Here is a 21476-nt window from a genome sequence, read left to right on the forward strand (position 1 = left end):
AGTGCAGTGGCAGCCAACGACCGGGCAGCAGCTCCCGGAAAGTCCGGTGGGAGTGCCGGTGCCGATGGCCTGATGCGCGCCTCGCTGAGCGCCGTGGCGCCCGGCACGCTCCTGAGGGACGGCCTGGAGCGGGTCCTTCGCGGCAACACCGGTGGACTGATCGTGCTGGGCTCCGACAAGACCGTCGAGTCGATGTGCACGGGCGGCTTCGTGCTGGACGTCGAGTTCACCGCGACCCGGCTGCGCGAGCTGTGCAAGCTGGACGGCGGCATCGTGCTCTCCTCGGACCTGTCGAAGATCCTGCGGGCGGGTGTGCAGCTGCTCCCCGACCCCACGATCCCCACCGAGGAGACCGGCACCCGGCACCGCACGGCGGACCGGGTCAGCAAGCAGGTCGGCTTCCCCGTCGTCTCCGTCTCCCAGTCGATGCGGCTCATCGCCCTCTACGTCGACGGTCAGCGTCGCGTCCTGGAGGACTCCGCGGCGATCCTCTCCCGCGCCAACCAGGCCCTGGCCACCCTGGAGCGCTACAAGCTCCGCCTCGACGAGGTCGCGGGCACCCTGTCGGCGCTGGAGATCGAGGACCTGGTCACCGTCCGGGACGTCTCGGCGGTCTCCCAGCGGCTGGAGATGGTGCGCCGCATCGCCACCGAGATCGCCGAGTACGTGGTGGAGCTGGGCACGGACGGACGCCTGCTGGCGCTCCAGCTCGACGAGTTGATCGCCGGTGTCGAGCCCGAGCGTGAACTGGTGGTGCGGGACTACGTGCCCGAGCCGACGGCCAAGCGTTCCCGCACCGTCGACGAGGCGCTCGCCGAGCTGGACAAGCTCAGCCACGCCGAGCTGCTCGAACTGACCACGGTGGCCCGTGCCTTGGGCTACACCGGCTCCCCCGAGACCCTGGACTCCGCCGTGTCGCCGCGCGGCTTCCGGCTGCTGGCGAAGGTGCCGCGGCTGCCGGGCGCGATCATCGACCGCCTGGTGGAGCACTTCGGCGGCCTGCAGAAGCTGCTCGCCGCCAGCGTGGACGATCTCCAGACGGTGGACGGCGTCGGCGAGGCCCGCGCGCGCAGCGTGCGGGAGGGGCTGTCACGACTGGCGGAGTCGTCGATCCTGGAGCGTTACGTCTAGAGCGTTACGCCGGGAGCGCCGCGGCGGGAGCGTTACGGTGCGGGAGCGCTGCGGGTGGAGCGGCTGAGGTCTCAGTCGCTCTTCAGCACGAACGAGGTCTGGACCTTCCCGAAGCCCGCCGCCTTGGCCTCCACCAGGTACGTGCCCGCCCCGGCCGACCCCGCCGGAGGCGTCCCGCACTCGGGGGCGCTCGGCTTGCGGTCCCACTTCACGGTGTAGGTGATGCCGCTGCCGGCGGCCACCCGGTACCGCAGGCTGCCCGTGCCCTCGACGCAGTCGTCGGAGGACCAGTACGCGTCGTCTCCGGTGGCCGGCGTGATCGCCAACACCGCGTGCTTCGGGCCGAGATCGACCTTGCAGTCGCTGCCGGAGGTGTTCCGCGCGGTCAGTTCGAAGGTAGGCGTCTGGCCGGGCGAGTAGGTGTTGCGGACGCTGCGCAGGCTCAACTTGACCGCGCCCGGGGTGCAGTTGGGCAGGCTCGATCCGGCGGGCAGCGCGTCACCCGCGCCGACACCGGTCGCCGCACCCCCCGCGGAGCCACTTCCGCCGCTGCCGCCGGACCCGTCGCCGCCTCCGGACTCCCCGTCACCGGAGCCGGATCCGTCACCGGAGCCGTCGCCGCCCGCCCCGGAGCCCGAGCCCGATCCGCCGGAGTCCGAGCTGCCCGACTCGTCGCGCCCGCCCGGGGCCTGACTGATCGCCGGCCCTGAGCCCGACGGTCCTGGAGTGATCGAAGGCGCAGGGTTCTTGCCGTTGGCGCCGTCCTCGTGGCCCTTCCCGCCGCCTCCGCCGCCGGAGACCACGACCCACGTGATCAGCAGCGCCAACAGGGCGAGGAGGGACAGCAGTACAGCCCTCCGTCGCCAGTAGATGGAGGAGGGAAGCGGCCCGACCGGATTGCGCAGAGATCCCACGGCGCAAACTGTACGAGAGATCGGCGCGTTCCCTTGTCCTACCCGCCGTTCGGGGCGGCAACTTTTACGGATCATCATCCTGGAGACCGGGCCGGCACCCCTGTCGATCGTCAGGTGCCGCACCTGACGATCGCGGGGTGTGACCGTATCGCGCCGTTGCCTACTGTCTGTGACCATGACCTTCGAGGACGACGAGCTCTACCGCGACATCACCGGCTTCGCCCAGGACACCCCCACGTGGGTACAGCACGCTGTGGAGGTGTGGACGGAGGCGGGCATCCTGTTGTTCGGCGCGCTGTTCGTCGCCGCCTGGTGGCGCGCGCGCCGCGGCAGCCCCCGGGCATTCGCGATCGCGGCCCTTGCACCTGTGGCCACGGCTGTGGCGTACGTGTGCAGTGAGCTGCTCAAGTCCGGTTTCACGCAGGACCGTCCGTGCCGGGCGGTCGCCGGGGCGGTGCCGTCCCTGGCCGAGTGCCCACCGACCGGCGACTGGTCCTTCCCGAGCAACCACGCGACGATAGCGGGCGCCTCGGCCGTCACCCTGGCCCTGGTCCGGCGGGCGGTCATCTGGCTGACGGCCCCGCTCGCCCTCCTGATGGCCTTCTCCCGCGTCTTCGTCGGCGTCCACTACCCGCACGACGTCGCCGCCGGGCTGCTGCTCGGCGCCCTCGTCGCCGCGGCGGCCGTACGCCTGGGCACGGGGCCGGTGACGCGGCTGGCCGAGGCGATGCGTGCGTCGTCGGCGCCCGCGGTGCGGTGGCTGTCCGGGCCGGGCCCGGCCGCGGCGCCCGTGACGGCGTACGTCGCTTCGCACCGGCGCGGTTGAGGAGCCTCAGGTGTCCGTGCCGACCAGTCCCGCCTCGTACGCCACGATCGCCGCCTGCACCCGGTTGCGCACCCCGAGCCGGTCGAGGACCGCGCTCACGTACGCCTTCACCGTGCCCTCGACGAGGTGCAGGCGGGCGGCGATCTCCGGGTTGGACAGGCCGGCGCCGACGAGGCCGAGCACCTCGCGTTCGCGGGGGCTCAGCCGCGCCACACGCGCGCGTGCCTGTTCCTCGCGGGCGAGCCGGCCCCCGCCCCCGCCCCTGCCCAGGTCCTCGATGACGTACCGGGCGACCTTCGGGGACAGGAACGCGGCGCCCTCCGCCACGGCCCGTACGCCCGCCATCAGTTCGTAGGGGTCCCCCGACTTGAGGAGGAAGCCGGTGGCGCCGGCGGCCAGGGCGCGGGCCACGTAGGCCTGTTCGGAGAACGTGGTCAGCATGGCGACGGCGGTGCCGGGGGCGGTGCGTACGATCTCCTCGGCCGCGGTGAGGCCGTCGAGGCGGGGCATACGGATGTCCAGCAGGGCCACGTCGGGGCGGTGGGCACGGGCCAGTTCGACCGCCTCGCGGCCGTCGCCCGCCTCCGCGACGACCTCGCTCTCACCGCCGCTCGCCAGGATGGCGCGGACACCCGCCCGCACCATCGCCTCGTCGTCGGCCAGCAGTACCCGGATCACCGTGCGGACTCCTCGTGTTCCTCGTGTTCCTCGTATTCGTCGTGCTCCCTGTACTCCTTGTCGGGCCGGCCGACGCCGGGGATGACGTCCTTGGTGGCTAGCCGTCCCTGCTCGTCGAAGCAGAGCCGGAAGTGGTCGATGGAGACCAGGAGTTCGCCGCTCGCCCGGTAGTACCGGCAGTCGGTGTCCGACGGCGGCGGTGAGGAAGCGCGTTCGACGGGTGGGTCGTGGGCCTCGCGGTCCGGCAGTGAGGGCGCGACCTCGTCGTACGGAGCGCCCGTGCGCAGCTTCGCGTACGCGCTCGGGGTGAGCACCGATCGTGTCTCCGTGTACGCGTACCAGCCGAAGGCCGCGCCGACGAGCACGACGCCGACACCGGCGGCGGCGCCCAGGCCGAGGGCGACGCGGCGGCGGGCGCGGGTGAACGGCGCCGTGGGGGCGGGAGGCAGCACGGGGGCGGGGCTCTGCTGTGCCGGTACGTGGGCCCGCACCCGGAAACCCTCCCCGTGCGGGCCGGCCCGGAAGTCTCCGCCGACCGAGGCGACGGCGGCGCGCAGCCCGATCAGGCCCGAACCGCCGCACGACGGGGGCGCCTCCTCGGTGGCCGGTCCGTTGGTGACGGTGACCGTGGTTCCCCGGCTCTGCCCGGTGACGGCCACGACGACCGAGGCGCCCGGTGCGTGCCGGGCCGCGTTGGTCAGCGCCTCGCGGACGATCCGGTGCAGCAGCCGATCGGCGACGCCGCCGGGCGTCGGGGCCGGGGTGGCGGTGCCCTGCGGCTCCCAGCGGACGGGGAGTCCCGACTCGGCGGCCCGGGCGACGAGTTCCTCGACGCTCTCGCCCGCCGGGGTCAGCGGGACGGGCTCGTCGTCCTCGCGCAGGACGCCGATGATGCGGTGCAGGCGGTCGGTGGCGTCGGCGGCGGCGGCGCGCAGATCGGCCGCGGCGGACCGATGGTCCTCGGCGAGCCCCGGGGCGACCTGGAGGGCGGCGGCGCGCAGGGCGAGCAGGCTCAGTTCGTGGCCCAGGGAGTCGTGCATGTCCTGGGCGATCCTGGCCCGTTCCCGCAGCCGGGCCCGTTCCTCGGTGTGTCGCTGCTCGTCCTCCAGCCGGGCCGCCCGGAGCCAGCCGGCCTCGGCCAGCGCGCGGCTCTGCCGCCAGTAGCGTCCGCCGAGCCAGGGGAAGACGCAGCCGAAGAGCAGCATGGTGGTCAGGACCAGGCACTCGGGGGGCGGGTCGACTCCTACGAGCGCGATCCGCACCGTGCCGACCGTGGCGACGGCGACGAAGCCGACCATCGCGGGGCGCGCACGCTCCGCGCGCAGGCCGAGCAGTACGGCGAAGACGCCGAGTGCCGGGCCGTAGGACACGCTGAACAGGGCCGGGGTGGCGGCCAGCCCCAGGCCGGCCGTCACCAGGAAGGCGCCGAGGGGCTGCCGCCGGGCGAGGGCGACCGCCAGGCCGAGCACACCCAGGCCGGCCAGCTGCTGCCACAGGGGCCGCGGCTCGTTCATCCCGAGCCGGTCGGCGGTGACCGCCGGGAGGCCGAGGCCCACCCAGAGCAGGGCACTTCTGCCCAGGGCGGCGAGCCCTGTGGCACCTGCGCCGGTACGCGGACCGACGACGGGGGCGGTCGTGAGGGCGGGGGTGGGGGCGGTGCCGGGGGCGGGGGCAGGGATGGGGGCGGCGCTGGTGCCGGACGCGGGGGCGGGGCCAGTGCGCGCGCGGGGCGTGGGGCCAGAGGTGGCGCCGGGCCCGCAAGCAGTGCTGGGGGCCGCACCAGGATCGGGGCCAGGGCCGGCGCCGGGCGCGGAGGCGGTGCCGGGGGCCGTGCGACTGCCGACGGCAGGGACGGGGGCGGGACGGCCGGCGGTGGTGGCGTCGGTACCGGCGCCCTCGCCGCGCGCCGCGCCCCCATCGGTCCCGGCCGCACCGGCCGAACGGGTACCTTCCATGCGGCCGACGCTACAAGCGGTGGGCACACCGGCGCCCCTGCCGATCGTCAGGTGTCGTGGCCTTCACCGGGTGGCGGTGCGCCCGTGCGGTGGTCCTCCCGTGGCAGGATCGGAGGGTCATGACTGCGCCCACGAAGCCCTCGCACCACGGCCCCTCCGACCCCGCCGCGCCCCCGGCCTCCGACCCCGCCGCGCCCCCGGCCCCCGCCGCCCTCGCCACCGGCCCGGCAGGCACCGCCACCGGTCAGGCGTCGGCCGGTGGGCCGGCCGTGTCCGGTGTGCAGTTGCACGCCCCCGTCATCGACTGGTTCGACGAGCACGCCCGCGATCTGCCGTGGCGGCGCGCGGAGGCCGGCGCCTGGGGCGTGATGGTCAGTGAGTTCATGCTCCAGCAGACGCCGGTGAGCCGCGTCCTGCCCGTCTACGAACAGTGGCTGGCCCGCTGGCCCCGCCCCGCCGACCTCGCCGCCGAGGCACCCGGCGAGGCGGTCCGCGCGTGGGGGCGGCTCGGCTACCCACGCCGCGCCCTGCGTCTGCACGGCGCCGCCGCGGCCATAACGGAACGGCACGGCGGCGACGTACCGGCGGACCACGCCCAGCTGCTGGCGCTGCCCGGCATCGGCGAGTACACGGCCGCCGCGGTCGCCTCCTTCGCCTACGGCCAGCGGCACCCCGTGCTGGACACCAACGTCCGCCGGGTCTTCGCCCGCGCGGTCACCGGGGTGCAGTACCCGCCGAACGCCACCACCGCCGCCGAGCGGAAGCTGGCGCGCGCCCTGCTGCCTCAGGACGAGGCGGGTGCCGCCCGCTGGGCCGCCGCCTCCATGGAGCTGGGCGCACTCGTCTGCACGGCGAAGAACGAGTCGTGTCACCGCTGCCCGATCGCCGGCCAGTGCGCCTGGCGGCTGGCGGGCAAGCCCGCGCACGACGGGCCGCCGCGCCGCGGGCAGACGTACGCGGGCACCGACCGGCAGGTGCGCGGCCGGCTGCTCGCGGTGCTGCGGGAGTCGTCCGGGCCGGTGCCGCAGGCGGCCCTCGACCAGGTGTGGCAGGAACCGGTCCAGCGCGCCCGCGCCCTGGACGGCCTCGTCGCCGACGGGCTGGTGGAACCGCTGGCGGACGGGTTGTACCGGCTGCCCCTGGGCTGACACACAGCCGGAACCCAGCGGCGGAGTGCCCCTGTGACGACTTCCGTCACAGGGGCACCACTGGACAAATCACTCTTACCGCCATCAAGCAGCCCAGCGAATCGCCCCCTTCCGCCGTCCGTTACACAACCGACGGACAGCCGAGTGTTTGCCGCAGGCTTCCTCGCACAGCGCCGTGACAACGCTTCCCTAACTTCGTTTCCGTGCCCGGCAGGCACAGCACGACTACGGACCACAGGCAGTGGGCCGGCGGTGATCACACCGTCGTAAAACGGGGATCGGAAGGCGGTTGACCATGGCGCAGGGCGAGGTGCTCGAGTTCGAGGAGTACGTCCGCACCCGGCAGGACGCGCTGCTGCGCAGCGCCCGGCGCCTGGTCCCGGACCCGGTGGACGCCCAGGACCTGCTGCAGACCGCGCTGGCGCGGACGTACCGCCGCTGGTCGACCATCGAGGACAAGCGGCTGGCGGACGCCTACCTGCGCCGGGTGATGATCAACACGCGGACCGAGTGGTGGCGGGCGCGGAAGCTGGAGGAGGTGCCGACCGAGCAGCTCCCGGAGTCCTGCGTGGACGACGCCACCGAGCAGCACGCCGACCGCGCCCTGCTGATGGACGTCATGAAGGTGCTCGCCCCGAAGCAGCGCAGCGTCGTGGTGCTGCGACACTGGGAGCAGATGTCAACGGAGGAGACGGCCGCCGCCCTCGGCATGTCGGCCGGAACGGTCAAGAGCACGCTGCACCGGGCGCTCGCCCGGCTCCGCGAGGAGCTGGTCGCCCGCGATCTGGACGCACGGGCGCTGGAGCGTGAGGAGCGGGAGCGTTGCGCGGCCTGACCGACGGTCGGACACCCGGGGTGACCCGGAAGAGCGTGCAGGCGACGAGTACAGCGGTGGCCGTGTTCGTCGCCCTCGGCGTTTCCCTCTCCGGCTGCGGCGCCGGCGGTACCGGCGCCCGGGACGAGGGGCCGGCCCACGCGGACGCGGTGGGCGGCGCCGCCTCCTCCTCGCCCGTGGCCTCCCCGTCGAAGGTCCCCGACCGGGTGGACGCGGTCCGGCTCGTCAAGGCGGACCCCAAGGTGTCCGCGGAGGTCAAGCGCGAGCTGAAGCCGTGCGTCGCCGACGAGTATCCCGTCGACGTGTCGTACGGGGAGCTGACCGGAGGAACCGCCGAGGACGTCGTCGTCAACGTGCTGACGTGCAGTGACGGGGTGGGTGTGGGCAGCTACGTGTACCGCGAGAAAGGCGGCGCGTACCAGAATGTGTTCAAGGCCGAGGAGCCCCCGGTCTACGCGGAGATCGACCGCGGCGACCTGGTGGTGAGCAAACAGGTCTACGAGAAGGGCGACCCGGTGTCGAGTCCGTCCGGCACGAACGTGATCACGTACCGCTGGTCCTCCGACCGGTTCACCGAGGCGTACCGCACGCACAACGACTACAGCAACGCGGCCGGGAACGTGCCGACGCCGGTCCCGGAGAGCTGACGCACACGACACGTGAACCGATCGGGCCGTTCGCTCCGATGAGGAGATGAGGAAGCGACGGAGCACCATCGGAGAAGCATCGGGGAAGCGACGGGGAAGTCGGGCGGCGACGGGAAGGAACGCGGCGCGCGATCCCCTCGTCTGACGAGTGACCGCACACGAGGACTGAGAGCACCGGGATGGCAGACCAGACCCACGTCCTGTTCGTCGAGGACGACGACGTCATCCGCGAGGCCACGCAGCTCGCCCTGGAGCGGGTCGGCTTCGCGGTCACCGCGATGCCCGACGGGTTGTCGGGGCTCGAGGCGTTCCGGAGCAACCGCCCCGACATCGCGCTCCTGGACGTCATGGTCCCCGGCCTCGACGGCGTCAGCCTGTGCCGCAGAATCCGGGACGAGTCCACCGTGCCGGTGATCATGCTGTCGGCGCGGGCGGACTCCATCGACGTCGTCCTGGGCCTGGAGGCCGGCGCCGACGACTACGTCACCAAGCCCTTCGACGGGGCCGTGCTGGTCGCCCGTATCCGCGCGGTGCTGCGCCGCTTCGGCCACGCGGGCGGTGGCGACCGGGCCGACGCGGGCCTCGCCGCGGACGACGGCGGGGTGCTGACCTTCGGCGAGCTGGAGGTCGACACCGAGGGCATGGAGGTGCGCCGGGCCGGGCGGCCGGTGGCGCTCACCCCGACCGAGATGCGGCTGCTCCTGGAGTTCTCCTCCGCGCCGGGCACGGTGCTCTCGCGCGACAAGCTCCTGGAGCGCGTGTGGGACTACGGCTGGGGCGGTGACACCCGGGTCGTCGACGTCCATGTGCAGCGGCTGCGCACCAAGATCGGTCAGGACCGGATCGAGACGGTCCGCGGCTTCGGCTACAAGCTGAAGGCCTGAGCGGACACGGGGCTCGGGACACAGGGACACAGGGACACGGAAACAGGGATACGGATACAGGGATATGCGGGGGTTCTGCAGAGCCGCGCGGGGAATCCTGCGACGCCTGACCGCCACGCCACTGCGGCGCACGGGCATCCGTACGGGGCTGCGATGGAAGCTCAGCGCGGCCATCGCACTGGTCGGGGCGCTGGTCGCGGTCGCCCTGAGCCTGGTCGTGCACAACGCGGCCCGGGTGTCGATGCTGGACAACGCCCGCGACCTCGCGGACGACCGGGTCCTGATCGCCCAGCGCAACTACGAGCTGTCCGGGCGGCTGAACTTCCCGAACGCCCAGATCGACGACCCCGAGCTGCCGGCGGAGCTGCGCCGGAAGATGGAGGCCGGGCGGCGGGCGACGTACGTGGCCGAGCGGCCGAACGGGGTGACGGACATCTGGGCGGCCGTGCCGCTCAAGGACGGGCACGTGATGTCGCTGCACTCCGGGTTCACCGACCGCAGTGCCGACATCCTCAAGGATCTCGACCAGGCCCTGGTCATCGGCTCCATCGCCGTCGTCCTCGGCGGCAGCGCGCTGGGCGTGCTCATCGGGGGTCAGCTCTCGCGCCGGCTCCGCAAGGCCGCCGCCGCCGCGCACGAGGTCGCCAAGGGCGAGCCGGACGTCCGCGTGCGGGACGCCATCGGCGGAGTCGTCCGGGACGAGACCGACGACCTCGCGAGCGCCGTCGACGCGATGGCGGACGCGTTGCAGCAGCGGCTGGACGCCGAGCGCCGGGTCACCGCGGACATCGCGCACGAGCTGCGCACCCCGGTGACCGGTCTGCTCACGGCCGCCGAGCTGCTGCCGCCGGGCCGGCCCACCGAGCTGGTGCTGGACCGGGCGAAGGCGATGCGCACGCTGGTGGAGGACGTCCTGGAGGTGGCCCGGCTGGACGGGGCCTCGGAGCGGGCCGAGCTGCAGGACATCATGCTGGGCGACTTCGTGACCCGGCGGGTGGCGGCCAAGGACCCGGACGCGGAGGTCCGGGTGATCCACGAGTCGGAGGTCACGACCGACCCGCGTCGCCTGGAGCGCGTGCTGTTCAACCTGCTCGCCAACGCCGCCCGGCACGGCCGCTCGCCCGTCGAGGTCAGCGTCGAGGGCCGGGTGATCCGGGTCCGCGACCACGGCACCGGTTTCCCCGAGGACCTGCTCGCCGACGGCCCGAGCCGCTTCCGGACCGGCAGCACGGACCGGGCCGGGCGCGGTCACGGGCTGGGCCTGACCATCGCGGCCGGGCAGGCGCGGGTGCTGGGCGCGCGGCTCACCTTCCGCAACGTCCGCCCGGCCGGCGCCCCCGCGCACGTACCGGCCGAGGGCGCGGTCGCCGTGCTGTGGCTGCCGGAGCACGCACCGACGAACACCGGGAGCTACCCGATGCTGCCGGACCGCGTGGCCGGCGGGGCGGCCGCCTCCCGGGAGACGTCCTAGCAGGCGAAGTCCTGGCTCATGTCGAGGCCGCCCTCGCGGGGCTGGGTGAAGGAGAACCAGTTGCCGGAGTCGTCGCGGAAGAGGGCCTCGGTGCCGTACGGACGCTCCTGCGGCTCCTGGAGGAACTCGACCCCGCGGTCCTTGAGCTTCTTGTAGTCGCCGTGGATGTCGTCGGTGGTGAGCACGCCGGCGCCGAGCGCGCCCTTCGCCACCAGCTTCTTGATCATCTCGGCGGACTCGGGGTCCATCGAGGGTCCGCTCGGGACCATCAGCGTCAGTTCGACGCCGGGCTGGTCCGGGGAGCCGACGGTGAGCCAGCGCATGCCGCCCTCGCCCATCGTCATGTCGGTGCGGACCTCCAGGCCCAGCTTCTCGGTGTAGAACTCCTTGGCCCGGTCCTGGTCGAGGACCCAGACGGTCGAGATGGCGAGGCCTTTGATCATGGTGTGCTCCTGCCGTTTCCGCTGTTGCGCGGCCGTTTCCGCTTGCCCTGTCACGGTAGGCAGGGGCGGCCTCAGTCCGCTTCTCCGGAATTGCGCCGCGCCCCGCCCGCCCAGTGCATGACGTAACAGCCCGGGATGAGAGCGGTGCCCCGGCCCACGTGCCGGGTCCGGTACTCGCTCGGGGTCAGGCCGGTCCGCGCCTTGAACCGGGTGGAGAAGGTGCCCAGGCTGCTGAAGCCGACCAGGTGGCAGATCTCGGTCACGGACAGGTTGGCGGTGCGCAGCATGTCCTCGGCGCGCTCGATGCGGCGGCGGGTGAGGTACTGGCCGGGCGTCTCGCCGTACGCCTCCTTGAAGGCGCGCAGGAAATGAAACCGGGAGTACCCGGCGTGCGCGGCCACCGCGTCGAGGTCGAGCGCCGGGTCGGCCCAGTCACGGTCCATGGCGTCCTTCGCCAGCCGCAACTGCCGCAACTTGTCCATGGGGCCGATGGTGACACGGGGCACTGACACCGACCGGCCCCCACGGCCCCGCCGCACCGGCCGAAGACCAGGCCGGGGCTTGGCGCAGTAGCCTGACGATCATGGCGGACTGGGGAACGCGGCCGGCTTCGGCGGCGGACGTCGAGGCGGTGGCCGAGTTGCGGGCCCTGGTGCTGCGGCCGGATCTGGAGCGGCTCGGGCGGTACGACGAGCAGCGGGTGCGGCAGCGACTGCGGGACGGGTTCGTCCCGGCGCACACGCGCGTGATCGAGGTGGGCGGCGCCTTCGCCGGATGCGTCTCGCTGCGGCCGGCCGACGGCGTCCACTGGCTGGAGCACTTCTATCTGGCCCCCCAGGTGCAGGGCAGCGGCATCGGTACGGCCGTGCTGCGCGGGCTGCTGGAGCGGTGCGACCGCGAGGGCGCTCTGGTCCGGCTGAACGTGCTGCGGGGCAGTCCGGCCCGGCGGCTCTACGAACGGCACGGGTTCACGGTGGAGACCGAGGACCCGGTGGACGTGTTCATGGTGCGCGAGCCGACCTCGACCGTGCGCGGCAGCCCGTTGGCTGCGCAGGACGAGGCCGAGCCGACTCCGACGGGGAGGCACCGCGGGGCGCTCTACTCGGCGTCGAGTTGGTGGTCGGCCCAGACGTAGGTCTCCGGCAGCAGGTCGGTGACGGGGACGGTGCGGAGGGCGTCGTTCCTGCCGACGATGACCTGGAGGGACGGGAAGTAGTCGAGGAGGACCTGGCGGCACCGGCCGCACGGGGGGACGACGCCCCGGTCGCGGTCGCCCACCGCGACGATCGTGTCCAGCTCGTATGCGCCCTGGGCCGCCGCCGCGCCGATGACGACCAGTTCGGCGCAGGGGCCGCCCGTGAAGTGGTAGGCGTTCACCGCGGTGACGATCCGGCCGTCCCGGGCACGGGCCGCGGCGGCCATGGTGTGGTTGTCGCCACGGCAGCGGGTGCGGGCGACGTGGGCCGCCGCCTCGATGAGCTCGTGGTCGACGTCGTCAGTCCGCGTGGTCATCGTTCCGGGTGAGCTCCTTCGCTACCGCAGGCCGTCGACGAACGCCTGCCATGCATCCACGCCGACGGTGACGACCGGGCCGGACGGGTTCTTGCTGTCACGTACGGGGACGGAGCCGGTGGGGCAGCTGTCGGCAACTTCGACACAGTCGCCGCCGGTGTTTCCGCTGTAACTGGACTTACGCCACTGGGTGTTCCTCTGGCTGGGAGCGGTGTCCATAGCGTTCCTCCATCACGCGGATGATCAGGTCGGCCGAATCCTCCACGGAGAGGGCGGCAGCCTGCAAGCGAGCGTAACGGAGAGCGGCTTCTCTGACGGTCTCCGGATTGGCCGTCATGTGACCGGAGATGATGTCCTCTGTGTAGACGATGTCCGGGTTGTCGTCAAAGCGCAGGAAGTTGAACGAACCAGCGAGGCTGGCGTGGGCCCCCGCCTCGTTCGGCAACACCTGGACATGCATCCAGCGGTGACCGGCGAACTCCAACAGCCGGGCCAGTTGCCGCCGCATGACCCCGGGGCCACCGATCGGCCGGTGCAGTACGGCTTCGTCCAGTACCACCCAGGCCAGCGGTGGCCGCTCACGCTCCAGAATGCGCTGGCGTTCCATCCGAGCCGCCAGCAGACCTTCCAAGTCGTCCGGCATGCCGGTGGCGAGCACCGCCCGCGCATACTCCTCCGTCTGCAGCAGCCCGTAGACCAACTGCGCCTGGTACGTCGAGATGTACGCCGCCTTCGCCTCCATCTCCGCGTACGGCTGGAACCACGTGGGCAGTTGGCTGCGCAGCACCAGCCCGATCAGCCGCGAGAACAAGCCGTCCGTGCCCAGCGCGGCGTCCACCCGCTCGGAGAAGTCCCGCGTCGGGACCTTCTTCGTCGTCTCGATCTGGCCCACCAGCGAGCCGGTACAGAAGATGATCTCGCCGAGCTGGCCCTGCTTGAGGCCGTGAGCCTCGCGCTGGCGGCGCAGTTCCCAGCCGTAGTAGTCGAGCGGGGAAGCGGTCGGGTCGAGGGACTGGACGTGGGCCACTGCGGCACCTCACTCCGGGGCTGCGGACGGCAACACCTCACGGCGTTCGTTTCTGTGCGTAGTCGAGCGTACGCAGTGCGTCGCAGCCTTGTGGCGTGAACCACGCAACCGGTCCGCAGGCGGCGGACGTTGAGAGCCAGTACCGCGCCGAGTTCGCCATGGGCGCGCACTCGGCCCGCCATCTGCGCCGCGTACTGCGGCTCTACCTCGTCCGCTCGGGCCTGTGGGACGTGGCCGACGCCGCCGAGCTGGCACTCACGGAGCTGGTCGCCAACGTCGTACGGCACGTGCCCGGACGCCGCTGCCGGGTGTGCTTCCTGCTGCACCCCGGCGGAGTGCGCGTGGAGGTCGCCGACGGCTGCCCGGAGCTGCCGGTGACAGCAGAGGCCGACGCGCTGGGCGAGGGCGGGCGCGGGCTCGCGATCGTCGGGGCGGTGACCGACCGGTGGGGCGTCACGCCGTACGCCGACGGGCAGGGCAAGACGGTGTGGTTCGAGTGCGGTCGCGACTGACCGGGCCACGACGAAGGCCCCCGGGTGGCCGGAACCACCCAGGGGCCTTGGCACAGGCGGCGCAGGCGCTCACACCGCCTCGGTCACCGGTGCCTTCGCCGTAGCCGTGCCGTCGTCCCCGTCGGCCGGGCCGTCCGCCGTCTTGGGGCCCGCCCCCTTCAGCGGCACCTCCTTCACGAAGACCGCCGCGACCAGGGCGAGGACGGCCACCGCGGCGCCGAGCAGGAACGCACCGTGAGTACCGGAGGACACCGCGTGCTGGTAGGCCTCGCGCGCCACCTCCGGCAGCTTGGCCAGGCTCGCCGCGTCCAGCTGCGCCGACTGCTCGGTCACCTGGGAGCCCACCGCTCCGGCCTTCTCGGCCATGACGTCCTGGACGCGGTGGTTGAACAGGGCCCCCATGATCGCGACACCGAAGGACGAGCCGAGGGTACGGAAGAGGGTGGTGGACGAGGACGCGACGCCCATGTCCTTCATCTCCACGCTGTTCTGCGCCACCAGCATGGTGATCTGCATCAGACAGCCCATGCCGAGACCGACCACGGCCATGTACACGCCGGAGGTGAAGCGGCTGGTGTCGGTGTCCATCAGGGAGAGCAGATACAGGCCGACGGTCATCAGCGCGCCGCCCGCCACCGGGAAGATCTTGTAGCGGCCGGTGTTCGTGGTGACCCGGCCCGCGACCATCGACGTGACGAGCATCGCGCCCAGCATCGGCAGGAGCAGCAGCCCGGAGTTGGTGGCCGAGGCGCCCTGCACCGACTGCTGGTACAGCGGCAGGAAGAGGGTCGCGCCGAACATCACGAAGCCGACGATGAAGCCGATGAGGGACATCAGCGTGAAGTTGCGGCTGCGGAAGATGTGCAGCGGCACGATCGGCTCGGCGGCCTTCGTCTGCCAGAACACGAACCCGACCAGCGCGGCGACGCCGATGGCGATCAGCTCCATGATCCGCGTGGAGGTCCAGGCGTACTCGGTGCCGCCCCAGGTGGTGACGAGCACGATGGCGGTGATGCCGACGGTGAGCAGCGCGGCGCCCAGATAGTCGATCCGGGCCTGGCTGCGCTTCTTCGGCAGGTGCAGTACGGCGCTGATGGCGACCAGGGCGACCGCGCCGAGCGGCAGGTTGATGTAGAAGGACCAGCGCCAGCCCCAGTGGTCGGTGATGGTGCCGCCGACCAGCGGTCCGCCGATCATCGCCAGCGCCATGACGCCGGCCATCATGCCCTGGTACTTGCCGCGCTCCCGGGGCGGTATCAGGTCGCCGATGATCGCCATGACGCCGACCATCAGACCGCCGGCGCCCAGGCCCTGGACGGCGCGGAAGCCGATGAGCTGGCCCATGTCCTGGGCCATGCCGCTGAGCGCGGAGCCGATCAGGAAGATCACGATCGACGTCATGAACGAGCCCTTGCGCCCGTACATGTCGCCGAGCTTGCCCCACAGCGGGGTGGAGGCGGCGGTCGCGAGGGTGTAGGCGGTGACCACCCAGGAGAGGTGCTCCAGGCCGCCCAGCTCGCCGACGATCGTCGGCATCGCGGTGCCGATGATCATGTTGTCGAGCATCGCGAGCATCATCGCGATCATGAGTGCGAGCAGGACCACCCGCACGCTCTTCGGTTGCTTGCCCTCCACGGCCTCGTCGGCCCCTGCCGCCGGTATGTCCGCCATGACCTTCACTCCCCCAGCTACCGCTGCGCATCCGCCTACTTACTTGCCGCCCGGCAAGTTGACTACACTCGGGAAGGTAGACGCGTAACTAGCCGGGCGTCAAGTAAGTTTTTCGGAGAGTGCAGGGAGCGGGCAGAGTGCGCAGAGCAGGAGGTGCGTAGGAGGATGGGCGGCACGATGAACGGCACCAGGCAGCAGCGACGCCGCGGGGACACCCGCCAGCGCATCCAGGACGTGGCACTCGAGCTCTTCGCCGAGCAGGGGTACGAGAAGACCTCGCTGCGCGAGATCGCCGAGCGCCTGGACGTCACCAAGGCCGCGCTCTACTACCACTTCAAGACCAAGGAAGAGATCCTGGTCGGCATCTTCGAGGATCTCTCCCGGCCGATGGAGGAGCTGGTCGCCTGGGGGCGGGAGCAGCCGCACACCCTGGAGACGAAGCAGGAGATCATCCGCCGTTACAGCGAGGCGCTGGCGGGCGCGGCGCCCCTGTTCCGCTTCATGCAGGAGAACCAGGCGACGGTGCGGGACCTGCGCATCGGCGAGATGTTCAAGACCCGCATGCTCGGCCTGCGCGACATCCTCATGGACCCGGAAGCGGACCTGGTCGACCAGGTCCGCTGTGTCAGTGCGCTTTTCACGCTGCACGCCGGGATGTTCGTCCTGCGGGATCTGGAAGGCGACCCCGAGGAACAGCGCGCGGCTGTTCTCGAGGTCGCCACCGATCTGGTGACCCAGGCGCACCGGGGCGCCCAGGGCACGTGACACCCGCTCCTTAGACGGCCACGCCCTTGGAGCGCAGGAAGGAGACCGGGTCGATCGCCGAGCCGTAGTTCGGGGTCGTACGGATCTCGAAGTGCAGGTGCGGCCCGCTCGAGTTACCGGTGTTGCCGGACTTCGCGATGGACTGGCCGGTCTTCACGACCTGGCCGATCTTCACGTTGACCTGGGACAGGTGCGCGTACTGGGAGTACGTGCCGTTGCCGTGCTTGATGACGATCGCGTTGCCGTAGGCGGGGCCGTCACCGGCGCCGTTGCCGCCGGCCTTGACGACGGTGCCGCCGTGGGCGGCAACGACGTTGGTGCCGATCGGCACGGCGAAGTCCTGGCCGCTGTGCTTGTGGGCCCACATGCCGCCGTTCTGGGCGAAGCTGGCGGTGAGGGTGTACTTCTTCACCGGGTCCACCCAGGAGGCGGCCTTCTTCTTGGTGGCCGTCTTCTTGGCGTGGACGGTCTTCGTGCTCGCGGCCTTCTCGGCCTTGGCCGCCTTGGCCTGCGCCGCGGCCTGCGCCTCGACGGCGCTCGCGACGGTGGAGGTGGTGGAAGCCGCCGTGGTGCCGGTGGCGGCCGCGACCCCGGCTCCCAGTGCGACCGAGGCTCCGAGGCCGGCGGCCATCACCGCGGCGCGAGTGCGGACGGTCGTACGGGAAGACAGGGACGTGACACGCGAGAACATTCGAACCTCATGGGGACGGGAGCAAAGGAACGCCCCTCCGGCGTGACGCAGAGGCGCTCACCGGGCGGGCTCCACATTGGTAACCCGGGGGGCCCGAACCGCACAAAGGTGTGACCTACGACGTTATTTAGTACTTGAGCGCGATACTTCCCGACTCTTGACAGAGCCCCCATTCCGGACAAAACCAGGTCAGAGACCCGTAAATCAGCCATCCCGGCGCACCGGTATGTCCGATTTCGTAGTTCTTGGGGCTTCCACTATTCCGCGTAGTACCGGCCAAACGGCCTGTGCGGCACATCACCGGCGACCATGATCAAAGGGCCCCCGAATGTGACCCGGGCTACTCCCGTCCCTGCCAACCCGCCCCCCGCACAAGGGGGTTCACCGGGCTCGGAGCGTGGCCCACGTCACCGCGCCGACTACTGCCCAGTAACCCAATCGTTGCCGTCCGGCCACTTGCCGGGGCGAGCATGCACGCGACAACTTTGCCGTCAGGCATCCGCGCAGGCATGAGAGGACCCCACCCCCCATGACCGAACAGACGGAACAGACCGGCCGGGCCGGACGGGCCGGACAGGCCGGGGGCACCTGGAAGCGCACCGTCGGCACGGCCGCCGTCACCGCGGCGGCGCTCACCGCGACGATCACGCCGGCCGTCGCCGCCCCGGCCGAAGCGCCGCGCGCCGCGGTGACCGCCGCGGCAGCCGACGTCGACTACGACACCTGGCAGCGGGACTGCCGGGCCGTGATGGACCAGGCGCTGCCGTACCTGAAGGAGCGGATCGGCGACGCCGGACCCGGCGAGAAGCAGGCGATCGTCCTCGACATCGACAACACCTCCCTGGAGACCGACTTCGGCTTCAGCTACCCGCAGCCCGCCAACCTGCCGGTCCTCGAGGCCGCCCAGTACGCGCAGGAGCACGGCGTCGCCCTGTTCTTCGTGACCGCCCGCCCGGGCATCATCGAGGCCCCCACCGAGTGGAACCTCGACCACGCCGGCTACGAGTCCTCGGGCCTCTACGTCCGCGGCTTCCTCGACCTGTTCAAGGACGTCGCCGCGTACAAGACCGCACAGCGCGCCCACATCGAGTCGCAGGGCTACACGATCATCGCCAACATCGGCAACAGCCCCACCGACCTGTCGGGCGGCCACGCCGAGAAGACGTTCAAGCTCCCGGACTACGACGGCCAACTGTCCTGACGCTCGGTAGGCTCCCCTCGTCGATCAACCACGGGGGTGGCGCATGGAACCGGCGGTACTCGGCGGGAAGTTGGCGTCCAGCCTGGTCGCCCCGCTGGTGAAGAAACTCTTCGTGACGGGCGGCCCCGGCGCCGGACTGGTCGACAAACCGGTCCGGCTCACCCACCTCGTCGCCTTCCGGGGCGAGCAGCGCGCCCTCGGCGAGAAGGAGGTGCGCAGGCTCGCGGGGCGGCTGGTCGGGGACTCCCTGGACTCCCCCGGCGAGCCGCCCTTCCCCCGCGACGAGGAGACCGCCGTGGCCGACGCCCTGGCCGCCCGGCTGCTCGCCCTCGGCGACCTGGACATGGACGACGTCCAGGCGGTCCGGCTGGGGCACCGGGAACTGGCCGAGCGGCTCCGGTACGGGGCGCCCACGACCGCCACCGGGCTGTCCGCGGACGCCTGTTACTTCCTCGACTCCGCGACCGAGTGGGCCTGCCTGCACATCCTGGAGTTCTTCACCCGGCGCTCCACCTTCGTCGCCCGGACCCTGGTGGCCCAGACCCGCGGCCAGGCCGAGCTGATCGCGAAGGTCGACGAGCTGATCACCCGCGTCCCGCGCCCGGACGCACGGGACACGGCCTTCGAACGCCGGTATCTGTCCCACGTCGCCGAGCGGCACAACCACCTCACCATCTACGGCATCGACCTGCGCGACTCCCCGGACCAGTGGCCCCTCGAGGTCGCCTACCTGACGCTCGAGGCGACCGTGAACCAGGAGCCCGATCGGGACGCCGTTCCCGGCGAGGGGGCGTCGGCCCGCACCAGGCGGATGCCCGCCGACGAAACCCTGGACAGGGAATCCAGGGTGCTGCTGCGCGGTGAGGCGGGCTCCGGCAAGACGACCCTGGTGCAGTGGCTGGCGGTGACCGCGGCACGCGAGGGTACGCACGTCCCGTACATCCTCCCGCTGCGCACCCTGATCCGCACCGGTCCGCTGCCCGCCCCCGCCGCCTTCCTGAGCGCCGTCGCCTGCCCGCTGTCGCCACCGGACGGCTGGGCGGAACGGGTGCTGGGAGCGGGCAGAGGGCTGGTCCTCGTCGACGGCCTGGACGAGGTCCCGGCAGCCGACCGCCACGCCACCCGGGCCTGGCTGCGCGGCCTCATCCACGCCTACCCGGGCAACCGCTGGCTGCTGACCACCCGCCCCACCGCCGTACGCGCCGACTGGCTGTCACAGGAGGGCTTCTGGGAACTGTCCCTGGCACCGATGGGCCGGGCGGAGGTCGCCACGTTCGTGCACCGCTGGCACGCGGCAGCGGGCGCGCCGGAGTACGAGCAGCCGCTGCTGGACTCCCTGCGCACCAAGCGTGATCTGTCCCGCCTGGTCACCAACCCGCTGATGTGCGGGCTGATCTGCGCCCTGCACCGCGAGCGCCGCGGCTACCTGCCCACCGGCCGCAAGGAGTTGTACGACGCCGCCCTCACCATGCTGCTCGCCCGCCGCGACCGGGAGCGCGGCATGGGGACGGTCGACGGCCCCGAGATGGGCGAGGAGGCGCAGCTCGAACTCCTGCAGCGCATCGCCTACGCCCTGGTGCTGAGCGGCCGGAACGAGATGCCGTTGGAGACGGCCGAGGGAATCGTGGAGCGGGCGCTGCCCACCCTGGCATCGGCCGTCGGGCGGACGGACGCCCCGGAGATCCTGCGGACCCTGCTGCTGCGCAGCGGTGTGCTGCGTCACCCGGCCGAGGGGGTCGTGGAGTTCGTCCACCGCACCTTCCAGGACTACCTGGCAGCCCGGTACGCCGTGGAGGAGGGGCACCTCGGCGTGCTCACCAGCCACGCCGACGACACCCAGTGGGAGGACGTCATCCGCATGGCCGTGGCACACGCCCGGCCCGGCGAACGGGCCCTGGTGCTGAGAGAGCTGCTGGCCAAGGAGGCGCCCCGGCTCACGCTGCTGGCTCTGGCCTGCCTGGAGCACACGGCGGCACTGGACCCGGTGGTGCGGGCGGAGGTGGAGGCCCGGGCCGCCGAGCTGATCCCGCCGCGCACGACCGAGGCGGCACGGGAACTCGCGGGCGCCGGTCCCCTGGTGCTGGAGCTGCTGCCTGGGCCCGAGAGGCTGACCGCCCAGGAGGCACTCGGCGTCGGCGTCACCGCCTCGGTCCTGGGCCGGGAGGAGCCCGACGGGGCGCTGGCGGTGCTGCGCCGCTTCCGGGACCACCCCGACCTCGACGTGCGGCGGCAGCTCGCCGGCACCTGGCACCGGTTCGACGCCGAGGAGTACGCGCGCGAGGTCCTGGACCACCTCGACCGCACGGACCTCTACCTCGACTGCGAGACGCCCGCCCAGCTCGCCGCCCTCGCCGGCATGGCCCCGTGGGCCGCACTGCACGTCTCGGGCCCGCACCGCGCCGAGGACATGGTGGCCGCCGTGCCGGAACCGGAAGGGGTGACCACCCTCCACATCAGCGACAACCCGCTGCTGACGGAGCTGGACGCCCTGCTGCGTCTCTCCTCGCTGAACAGGTTGTCGCACCACGAGTCCCCGAACGTGGCGGGCCTGGACCGGCTGGCTCCGCTGCCCCTCACCGAACTCGTCCTCGACCCTGTCGCCGACCTGACAGGCCTGCGGTCACTGTCGAAACTGACCGTGCTCTCCCTGACCCAGGAACTGCCCGGCACCGCTCTCACCGAGGCCCTGCCGACCGACGCCCCGCTGGGCTTCCTCTTCCTGGGCCGCCACAGCACCGACACGACCGGCCTGCGGGGGCTGGGTCACTGGAAGACACTGCACACACTCAGCCTCGGACCGCTGACCACGGAGCTGACGACGGCCGACTGGCGAGAGGTCGCCACGCTGCCCGCACTCACCCACCTGTACGTGAACGCGGCGATCATCCGGGACCTGCCGGCCTCCATCGGCCGCATGCCCGTGCTTCCTGGTGTCGAGGCACTCGCGGTCCCCGCGATGGAGGGCACCGAGCATCTGGCCGCACTGGCCTCCAGGCTTCCTGGACTGCATTCGGTGCGCCTCTGGAACAGGAGTGGACACTCGTTCCCCGTCTCCGACTTCCAGTCGCTCTTCCCCGACGCCGAAGTGACCCTGGAGCAACGCTGACGCGGCAAGAAGAAAGGGGCTGGCCCGGGACCGAAGTCCCGGGCCAGCCCCTTTCTCGG

At 72.0% G+C, this 21476-nt stretch carries 22 protein-coding genes; 12 read left to right on the forward strand and 10 right to left on the reverse strand.

Annotated elements, in window-relative coordinates; translation table 11 throughout:
- Positions 1–6: 6 nt before the first annotated feature.
- The gene (gene disA / locus ACIGO6_RS12735) at positions 7–1131 is read left to right on the forward strand and encodes a DNA integrity scanning diadenylate cyclase DisA (RefSeq protein ID WP_399874944.1); all 1125 of its coding nucleotides are present in this window, start codon (positions 7–9) and stop codon (positions 1129–1131) included.
- 71 nt (positions 1132–1202) lie between these two features.
- On the opposite strand, the gene ACIGO6_RS12740 is transcribed toward disA, so the two are convergent.
- Positions 1203–2045, reverse strand: coding sequence for a hypothetical protein (locus ACIGO6_RS12740; RefSeq protein WP_399874945.1), 843 nt, complete (start codon positions 2043–2045; stop codon positions 1203–1205).
- Positions 2046–2220: 175 nt separating this feature from the next.
- On the opposite strand from ACIGO6_RS12740, the gene ACIGO6_RS12745 reads away from it, so the two are divergent.
- Entirely contained in the window at positions 2221–2871 is a 651-nt protein-coding gene (locus tag ACIGO6_RS12745) for a phosphatase PAP2 family protein (RefSeq protein ID WP_399874947.1), read from the forward strand.
- A gap of 6 nt (positions 2872–2877) precedes the next feature.
- Here ACIGO6_RS12745 and ACIGO6_RS12750 read toward each other — a convergent pair whose 3' ends face one another.
- The gene (locus ACIGO6_RS12750) at positions 2878–3549 is read right to left on the reverse strand and encodes a response regulator (protein ID WP_399874949.1); all 672 of its coding nucleotides are present in this window, start codon (positions 3547–3549) and stop codon (positions 2878–2880) included.
- On the reverse strand, positions 3546–5504 hold the full coding sequence (locus tag ACIGO6_RS12755) for a sensor histidine kinase (RefSeq protein WP_399874951.1): 1959 nt from the start codon (positions 5502–5504) through the stop codon (positions 3546–3548). Before ACIGO6_RS12755 ends, ACIGO6_RS12750 begins: the two co-directional genes overlap by 4 nt.
- A 119-nt stretch (positions 5505–5623) precedes the next feature.
- Between ACIGO6_RS12755 and ACIGO6_RS12760 the strand changes: the two genes are divergently transcribed.
- From ACIGO6_RS12760 to cseC, 5 genes are all read left to right on the forward strand, one after another.
- The gene (locus tag ACIGO6_RS12760; protein ID WP_399874953.1) at positions 5624–6652 is read left to right on the forward strand and encodes an A/G-specific adenine glycosylase; all 1029 of its coding nucleotides are present in this window, start codon (positions 5624–5626) and stop codon (positions 6650–6652) included.
- 295 nt (positions 6653–6947) lie between these two features.
- Positions 6948–7487, forward strand: coding sequence for a SigE family RNA polymerase sigma factor (locus tag ACIGO6_RS12765; RefSeq protein WP_399874954.1), 540 nt, complete (start codon positions 6948–6950; stop codon positions 7485–7487).
- On the forward strand, positions 7475–8134 hold the full coding sequence (locus tag ACIGO6_RS12770) for a hypothetical protein (protein ID WP_399874955.1): 660 nt from the start codon (positions 7475–7477) through the stop codon (positions 8132–8134). Before ACIGO6_RS12765 ends, ACIGO6_RS12770 begins: the two co-directional genes overlap by 13 nt.
- A gap of 179 nt (positions 8135–8313) precedes the next feature.
- Positions 8314–9018, forward strand: coding sequence for a two-component system response regulator CseB (gene cseB / locus ACIGO6_RS12775; protein ID WP_399874956.1), 705 nt, complete (start codon positions 8314–8316; stop codon positions 9016–9018).
- Between the two features lie 64 nt (positions 9019–9082).
- On the forward strand, positions 9083–10489 hold the full coding sequence (gene cseC / locus ACIGO6_RS12780; protein WP_399874958.1) for a two-component system sensor histidine kinase CseC: 1407 nt from the start codon (positions 9083–9085) through the stop codon (positions 10487–10489).
- Here cseC and ACIGO6_RS12785 read toward each other — a convergent pair.
- Both ACIGO6_RS12785 and ACIGO6_RS12790 read right to left on the reverse strand, forming a co-directional pair.
- On the reverse strand, positions 10486–10932 hold the full coding sequence (locus ACIGO6_RS12785) for a VOC family protein (RefSeq protein ID WP_399874960.1): 447 nt from the start codon (positions 10930–10932) through the stop codon (positions 10486–10488). The two genes, cseC and ACIGO6_RS12785, sit on opposite strands and share 4 nt — an antisense overlap.
- 71 nt (positions 10933–11003) lie before the next feature.
- Positions 11004–11414 (reverse strand): helix-turn-helix transcriptional regulator, encoded by a 411-nt coding sequence (locus tag ACIGO6_RS12790; RefSeq protein WP_399874961.1) that lies wholly within the window; start codon positions 11412–11414, stop codon positions 11004–11006.
- Between the two features lie 101 nt (positions 11415–11515).
- On the opposite strand from ACIGO6_RS12790, the gene ACIGO6_RS12795 reads away from it, so the two are divergent.
- Positions 11516–12067: a GNAT family N-acetyltransferase gene (locus ACIGO6_RS12795; RefSeq protein ID WP_399874963.1), complete on the forward strand. Its 552-nt coding sequence runs from the start codon at positions 11516–11518 to the stop codon at positions 12065–12067.
- On the opposite strand, the gene ACIGO6_RS12800 is transcribed toward ACIGO6_RS12795, so the two are convergent.
- The 3 genes from ACIGO6_RS12800 to ACIGO6_RS12810 are packed head-to-tail and all read right to left on the reverse strand — an operon-like array spanning position 12031 to position 13471.
- Complete coding sequence (locus ACIGO6_RS12800; protein ID WP_399874965.1) at positions 12031–12444, reverse strand: cytidine deaminase; 414 nt, start codon at positions 12442–12444, stop codon at positions 12031–12033. The genes ACIGO6_RS12795 and ACIGO6_RS12800 overlap by 37 nt on opposite strands.
- Before the next feature lie 21 nt (positions 12445–12465).
- Positions 12466–12663, reverse strand: a complete 198-nt coding sequence (locus ACIGO6_RS12805) for a DUF397 domain-containing protein (protein WP_399874966.1) — start codon at positions 12661–12663, stop codon at positions 12466–12468.
- A complete protein-coding gene (locus ACIGO6_RS12810) occupies positions 12623–13471 on the reverse strand; it encodes a helix-turn-helix transcriptional regulator (protein WP_399874967.1) in 849 nt (282 codons plus the stop codon). Before ACIGO6_RS12810 ends, ACIGO6_RS12805 begins: the two co-directional genes overlap by 41 nt.
- Before the next feature lie 158 nt (positions 13472–13629).
- On the opposite strand from ACIGO6_RS12810, the gene ACIGO6_RS12815 reads away from it, so the two are divergent.
- Positions 13630–13983 carry an ATP-binding protein gene (locus tag ACIGO6_RS12815; protein WP_399875828.1) on the forward strand — a complete coding sequence of 118 codons (354 nt, stop codon included), beginning with the start codon at positions 13630–13632 and terminating at the stop codon, positions 13981–13983.
- A 69-nt stretch (positions 13984–14052) separates the two neighbouring features.
- Here ACIGO6_RS12815 and ACIGO6_RS12820 read toward each other — a convergent pair whose 3' ends face one another.
- Positions 14053–15654, reverse strand: a complete 1602-nt coding sequence (locus ACIGO6_RS12820; RefSeq protein WP_399874969.1) for an MDR family MFS transporter — start codon at positions 15652–15654, stop codon at positions 14053–14055.
- Between the two features lie 177 nt (positions 15655–15831).
- Between ACIGO6_RS12820 and ACIGO6_RS12825 the strand changes: the two genes are divergently transcribed.
- Positions 15832–16419 carry a TetR/AcrR family transcriptional regulator gene (locus ACIGO6_RS12825; RefSeq protein ID WP_399874970.1) on the forward strand — a complete coding sequence of 196 codons (588 nt, stop codon included), beginning with the start codon at positions 15832–15834 and terminating at the stop codon, positions 16417–16419.
- Positions 16420–16429: 10 nt separating this feature from the next.
- Here the strand turns inward: ACIGO6_RS12825 and ACIGO6_RS12830 are convergent, their stop codons facing one another.
- A complete protein-coding gene (locus ACIGO6_RS12830; protein WP_399874972.1) occupies positions 16430–17110 on the reverse strand; it encodes a M23 family metallopeptidase in 681 nt (226 codons plus the stop codon).
- Positions 17111–17639: 529 nt separating this feature from the next.
- Between ACIGO6_RS12830 and ACIGO6_RS12835 the strand changes: the two genes are divergently transcribed.
- On the forward strand, positions 17640–18311 hold the full coding sequence (locus ACIGO6_RS12835; protein WP_399874974.1) for an HAD family acid phosphatase: 672 nt from the start codon (positions 17640–17642) through the stop codon (positions 18309–18311).
- A gap of 43 nt (positions 18312–18354) precedes the next feature.
- Positions 18355–21417, forward strand: a complete 3063-nt coding sequence (locus ACIGO6_RS12840) for an NACHT domain-containing protein (RefSeq protein ID WP_399874976.1) — start codon at positions 18355–18357, stop codon at positions 21415–21417.
- Positions 21418–21476 lie beyond the last annotated feature (59 nt).

This window comes from Streptomyces sp. NPDC053750, assembly GCF_044544295.1.
In the GTDB taxonomy this organism is placed as follows: Bacteria; Actinomycetota; Actinomycetes; order Streptomycetales; family Streptomycetaceae; genus Streptomyces.

Excerpts from the sequence above, each read along its gene's own strand:
- ACIGO6_RS12835 (WP_399874974.1), top strand. The coding sequence starts at position 17,640 with ATGACCGAACAGACGGAACAGACCGGCCGGGCCGGACGGGCCGGACAG.
- ACIGO6_RS12755 (WP_399874951.1), bottom strand. The coding sequence starts at position 5,504 with ATGGAAGGTACCCGTTCGGCCGGTGCGGCCGGGACCGATGGGGGCGCG.
- cseC (WP_399874958.1), top strand. The coding sequence starts at position 9,083 with ATGCGGGGGTTCTGCAGAGCCGCGCGGGGAATCCTGCGACGCCTGACC.
- ACIGO6_RS12745 (WP_399874947.1), top strand. The coding sequence starts at position 2,221 with ATGACCTTCGAGGACGACGAGCTCTACCGCGACATCACCGGCTTCGCC.
- ACIGO6_RS12840 (WP_399874976.1), top strand. The coding sequence starts at position 18,355 with ATGGAACCGGCGGTACTCGGCGGGAAGTTGGCGTCCAGCCTGGTCGCC.
- ACIGO6_RS12800 (WP_399874965.1), bottom strand. The coding sequence starts at position 12,444 with ATGACCACGCGGACTGACGACGTCGACCACGAGCTCATCGAGGCGGCG.
- ACIGO6_RS12785 (WP_399874960.1), bottom strand. The coding sequence starts at position 10,932 with ATGATCAAAGGCCTCGCCATCTCGACCGTCTGGGTCCTCGACCAGGAC.
- ACIGO6_RS12805 (WP_399874966.1), bottom strand. The coding sequence starts at position 12,663 with ATGGACACCGCTCCCAGCCAGAGGAACACCCAGTGGCGTAAGTCCAGT.
- cseB (WP_399874956.1), top strand. The coding sequence starts at position 8,314 with ATGGCAGACCAGACCCACGTCCTGTTCGTCGAGGACGACGACGTCATC.
- ACIGO6_RS12795 (WP_399874963.1), top strand. The coding sequence starts at position 11,516 with ATGGCGGACTGGGGAACGCGGCCGGCTTCGGCGGCGGACGTCGAGGCG.
- ACIGO6_RS12825 (WP_399874970.1), top strand. The coding sequence starts at position 15,832 with ATGAACGGCACCAGGCAGCAGCGACGCCGCGGGGACACCCGCCAGCGC.
- ACIGO6_RS12830 (WP_399874972.1), bottom strand. The coding sequence starts at position 17,110 with ATGTTCTCGCGTGTCACGTCCCTGTCTTCCCGTACGACCGTCCGCACT.
- ACIGO6_RS12790 (WP_399874961.1), bottom strand. The coding sequence starts at position 11,414 with ATGGACAAGTTGCGGCAGTTGCGGCTGGCGAAGGACGCCATGGACCGT.
- ACIGO6_RS12760 (WP_399874953.1), top strand. The coding sequence starts at position 5,624 with ATGACTGCGCCCACGAAGCCCTCGCACCACGGCCCCTCCGACCCCGCC.
- ACIGO6_RS12815 (WP_399875828.1), top strand. The coding sequence starts at position 13,630 with ATGGGCGCGCACTCGGCCCGCCATCTGCGCCGCGTACTGCGGCTCTAC.
- ACIGO6_RS12765 (WP_399874954.1), top strand. The coding sequence starts at position 6,948 with ATGGCGCAGGGCGAGGTGCTCGAGTTCGAGGAGTACGTCCGCACCCGG.
- ACIGO6_RS12820 (WP_399874969.1), bottom strand. The coding sequence starts at position 15,654 with ATGGCGGACATACCGGCGGCAGGGGCCGACGAGGCCGTGGAGGGCAAG.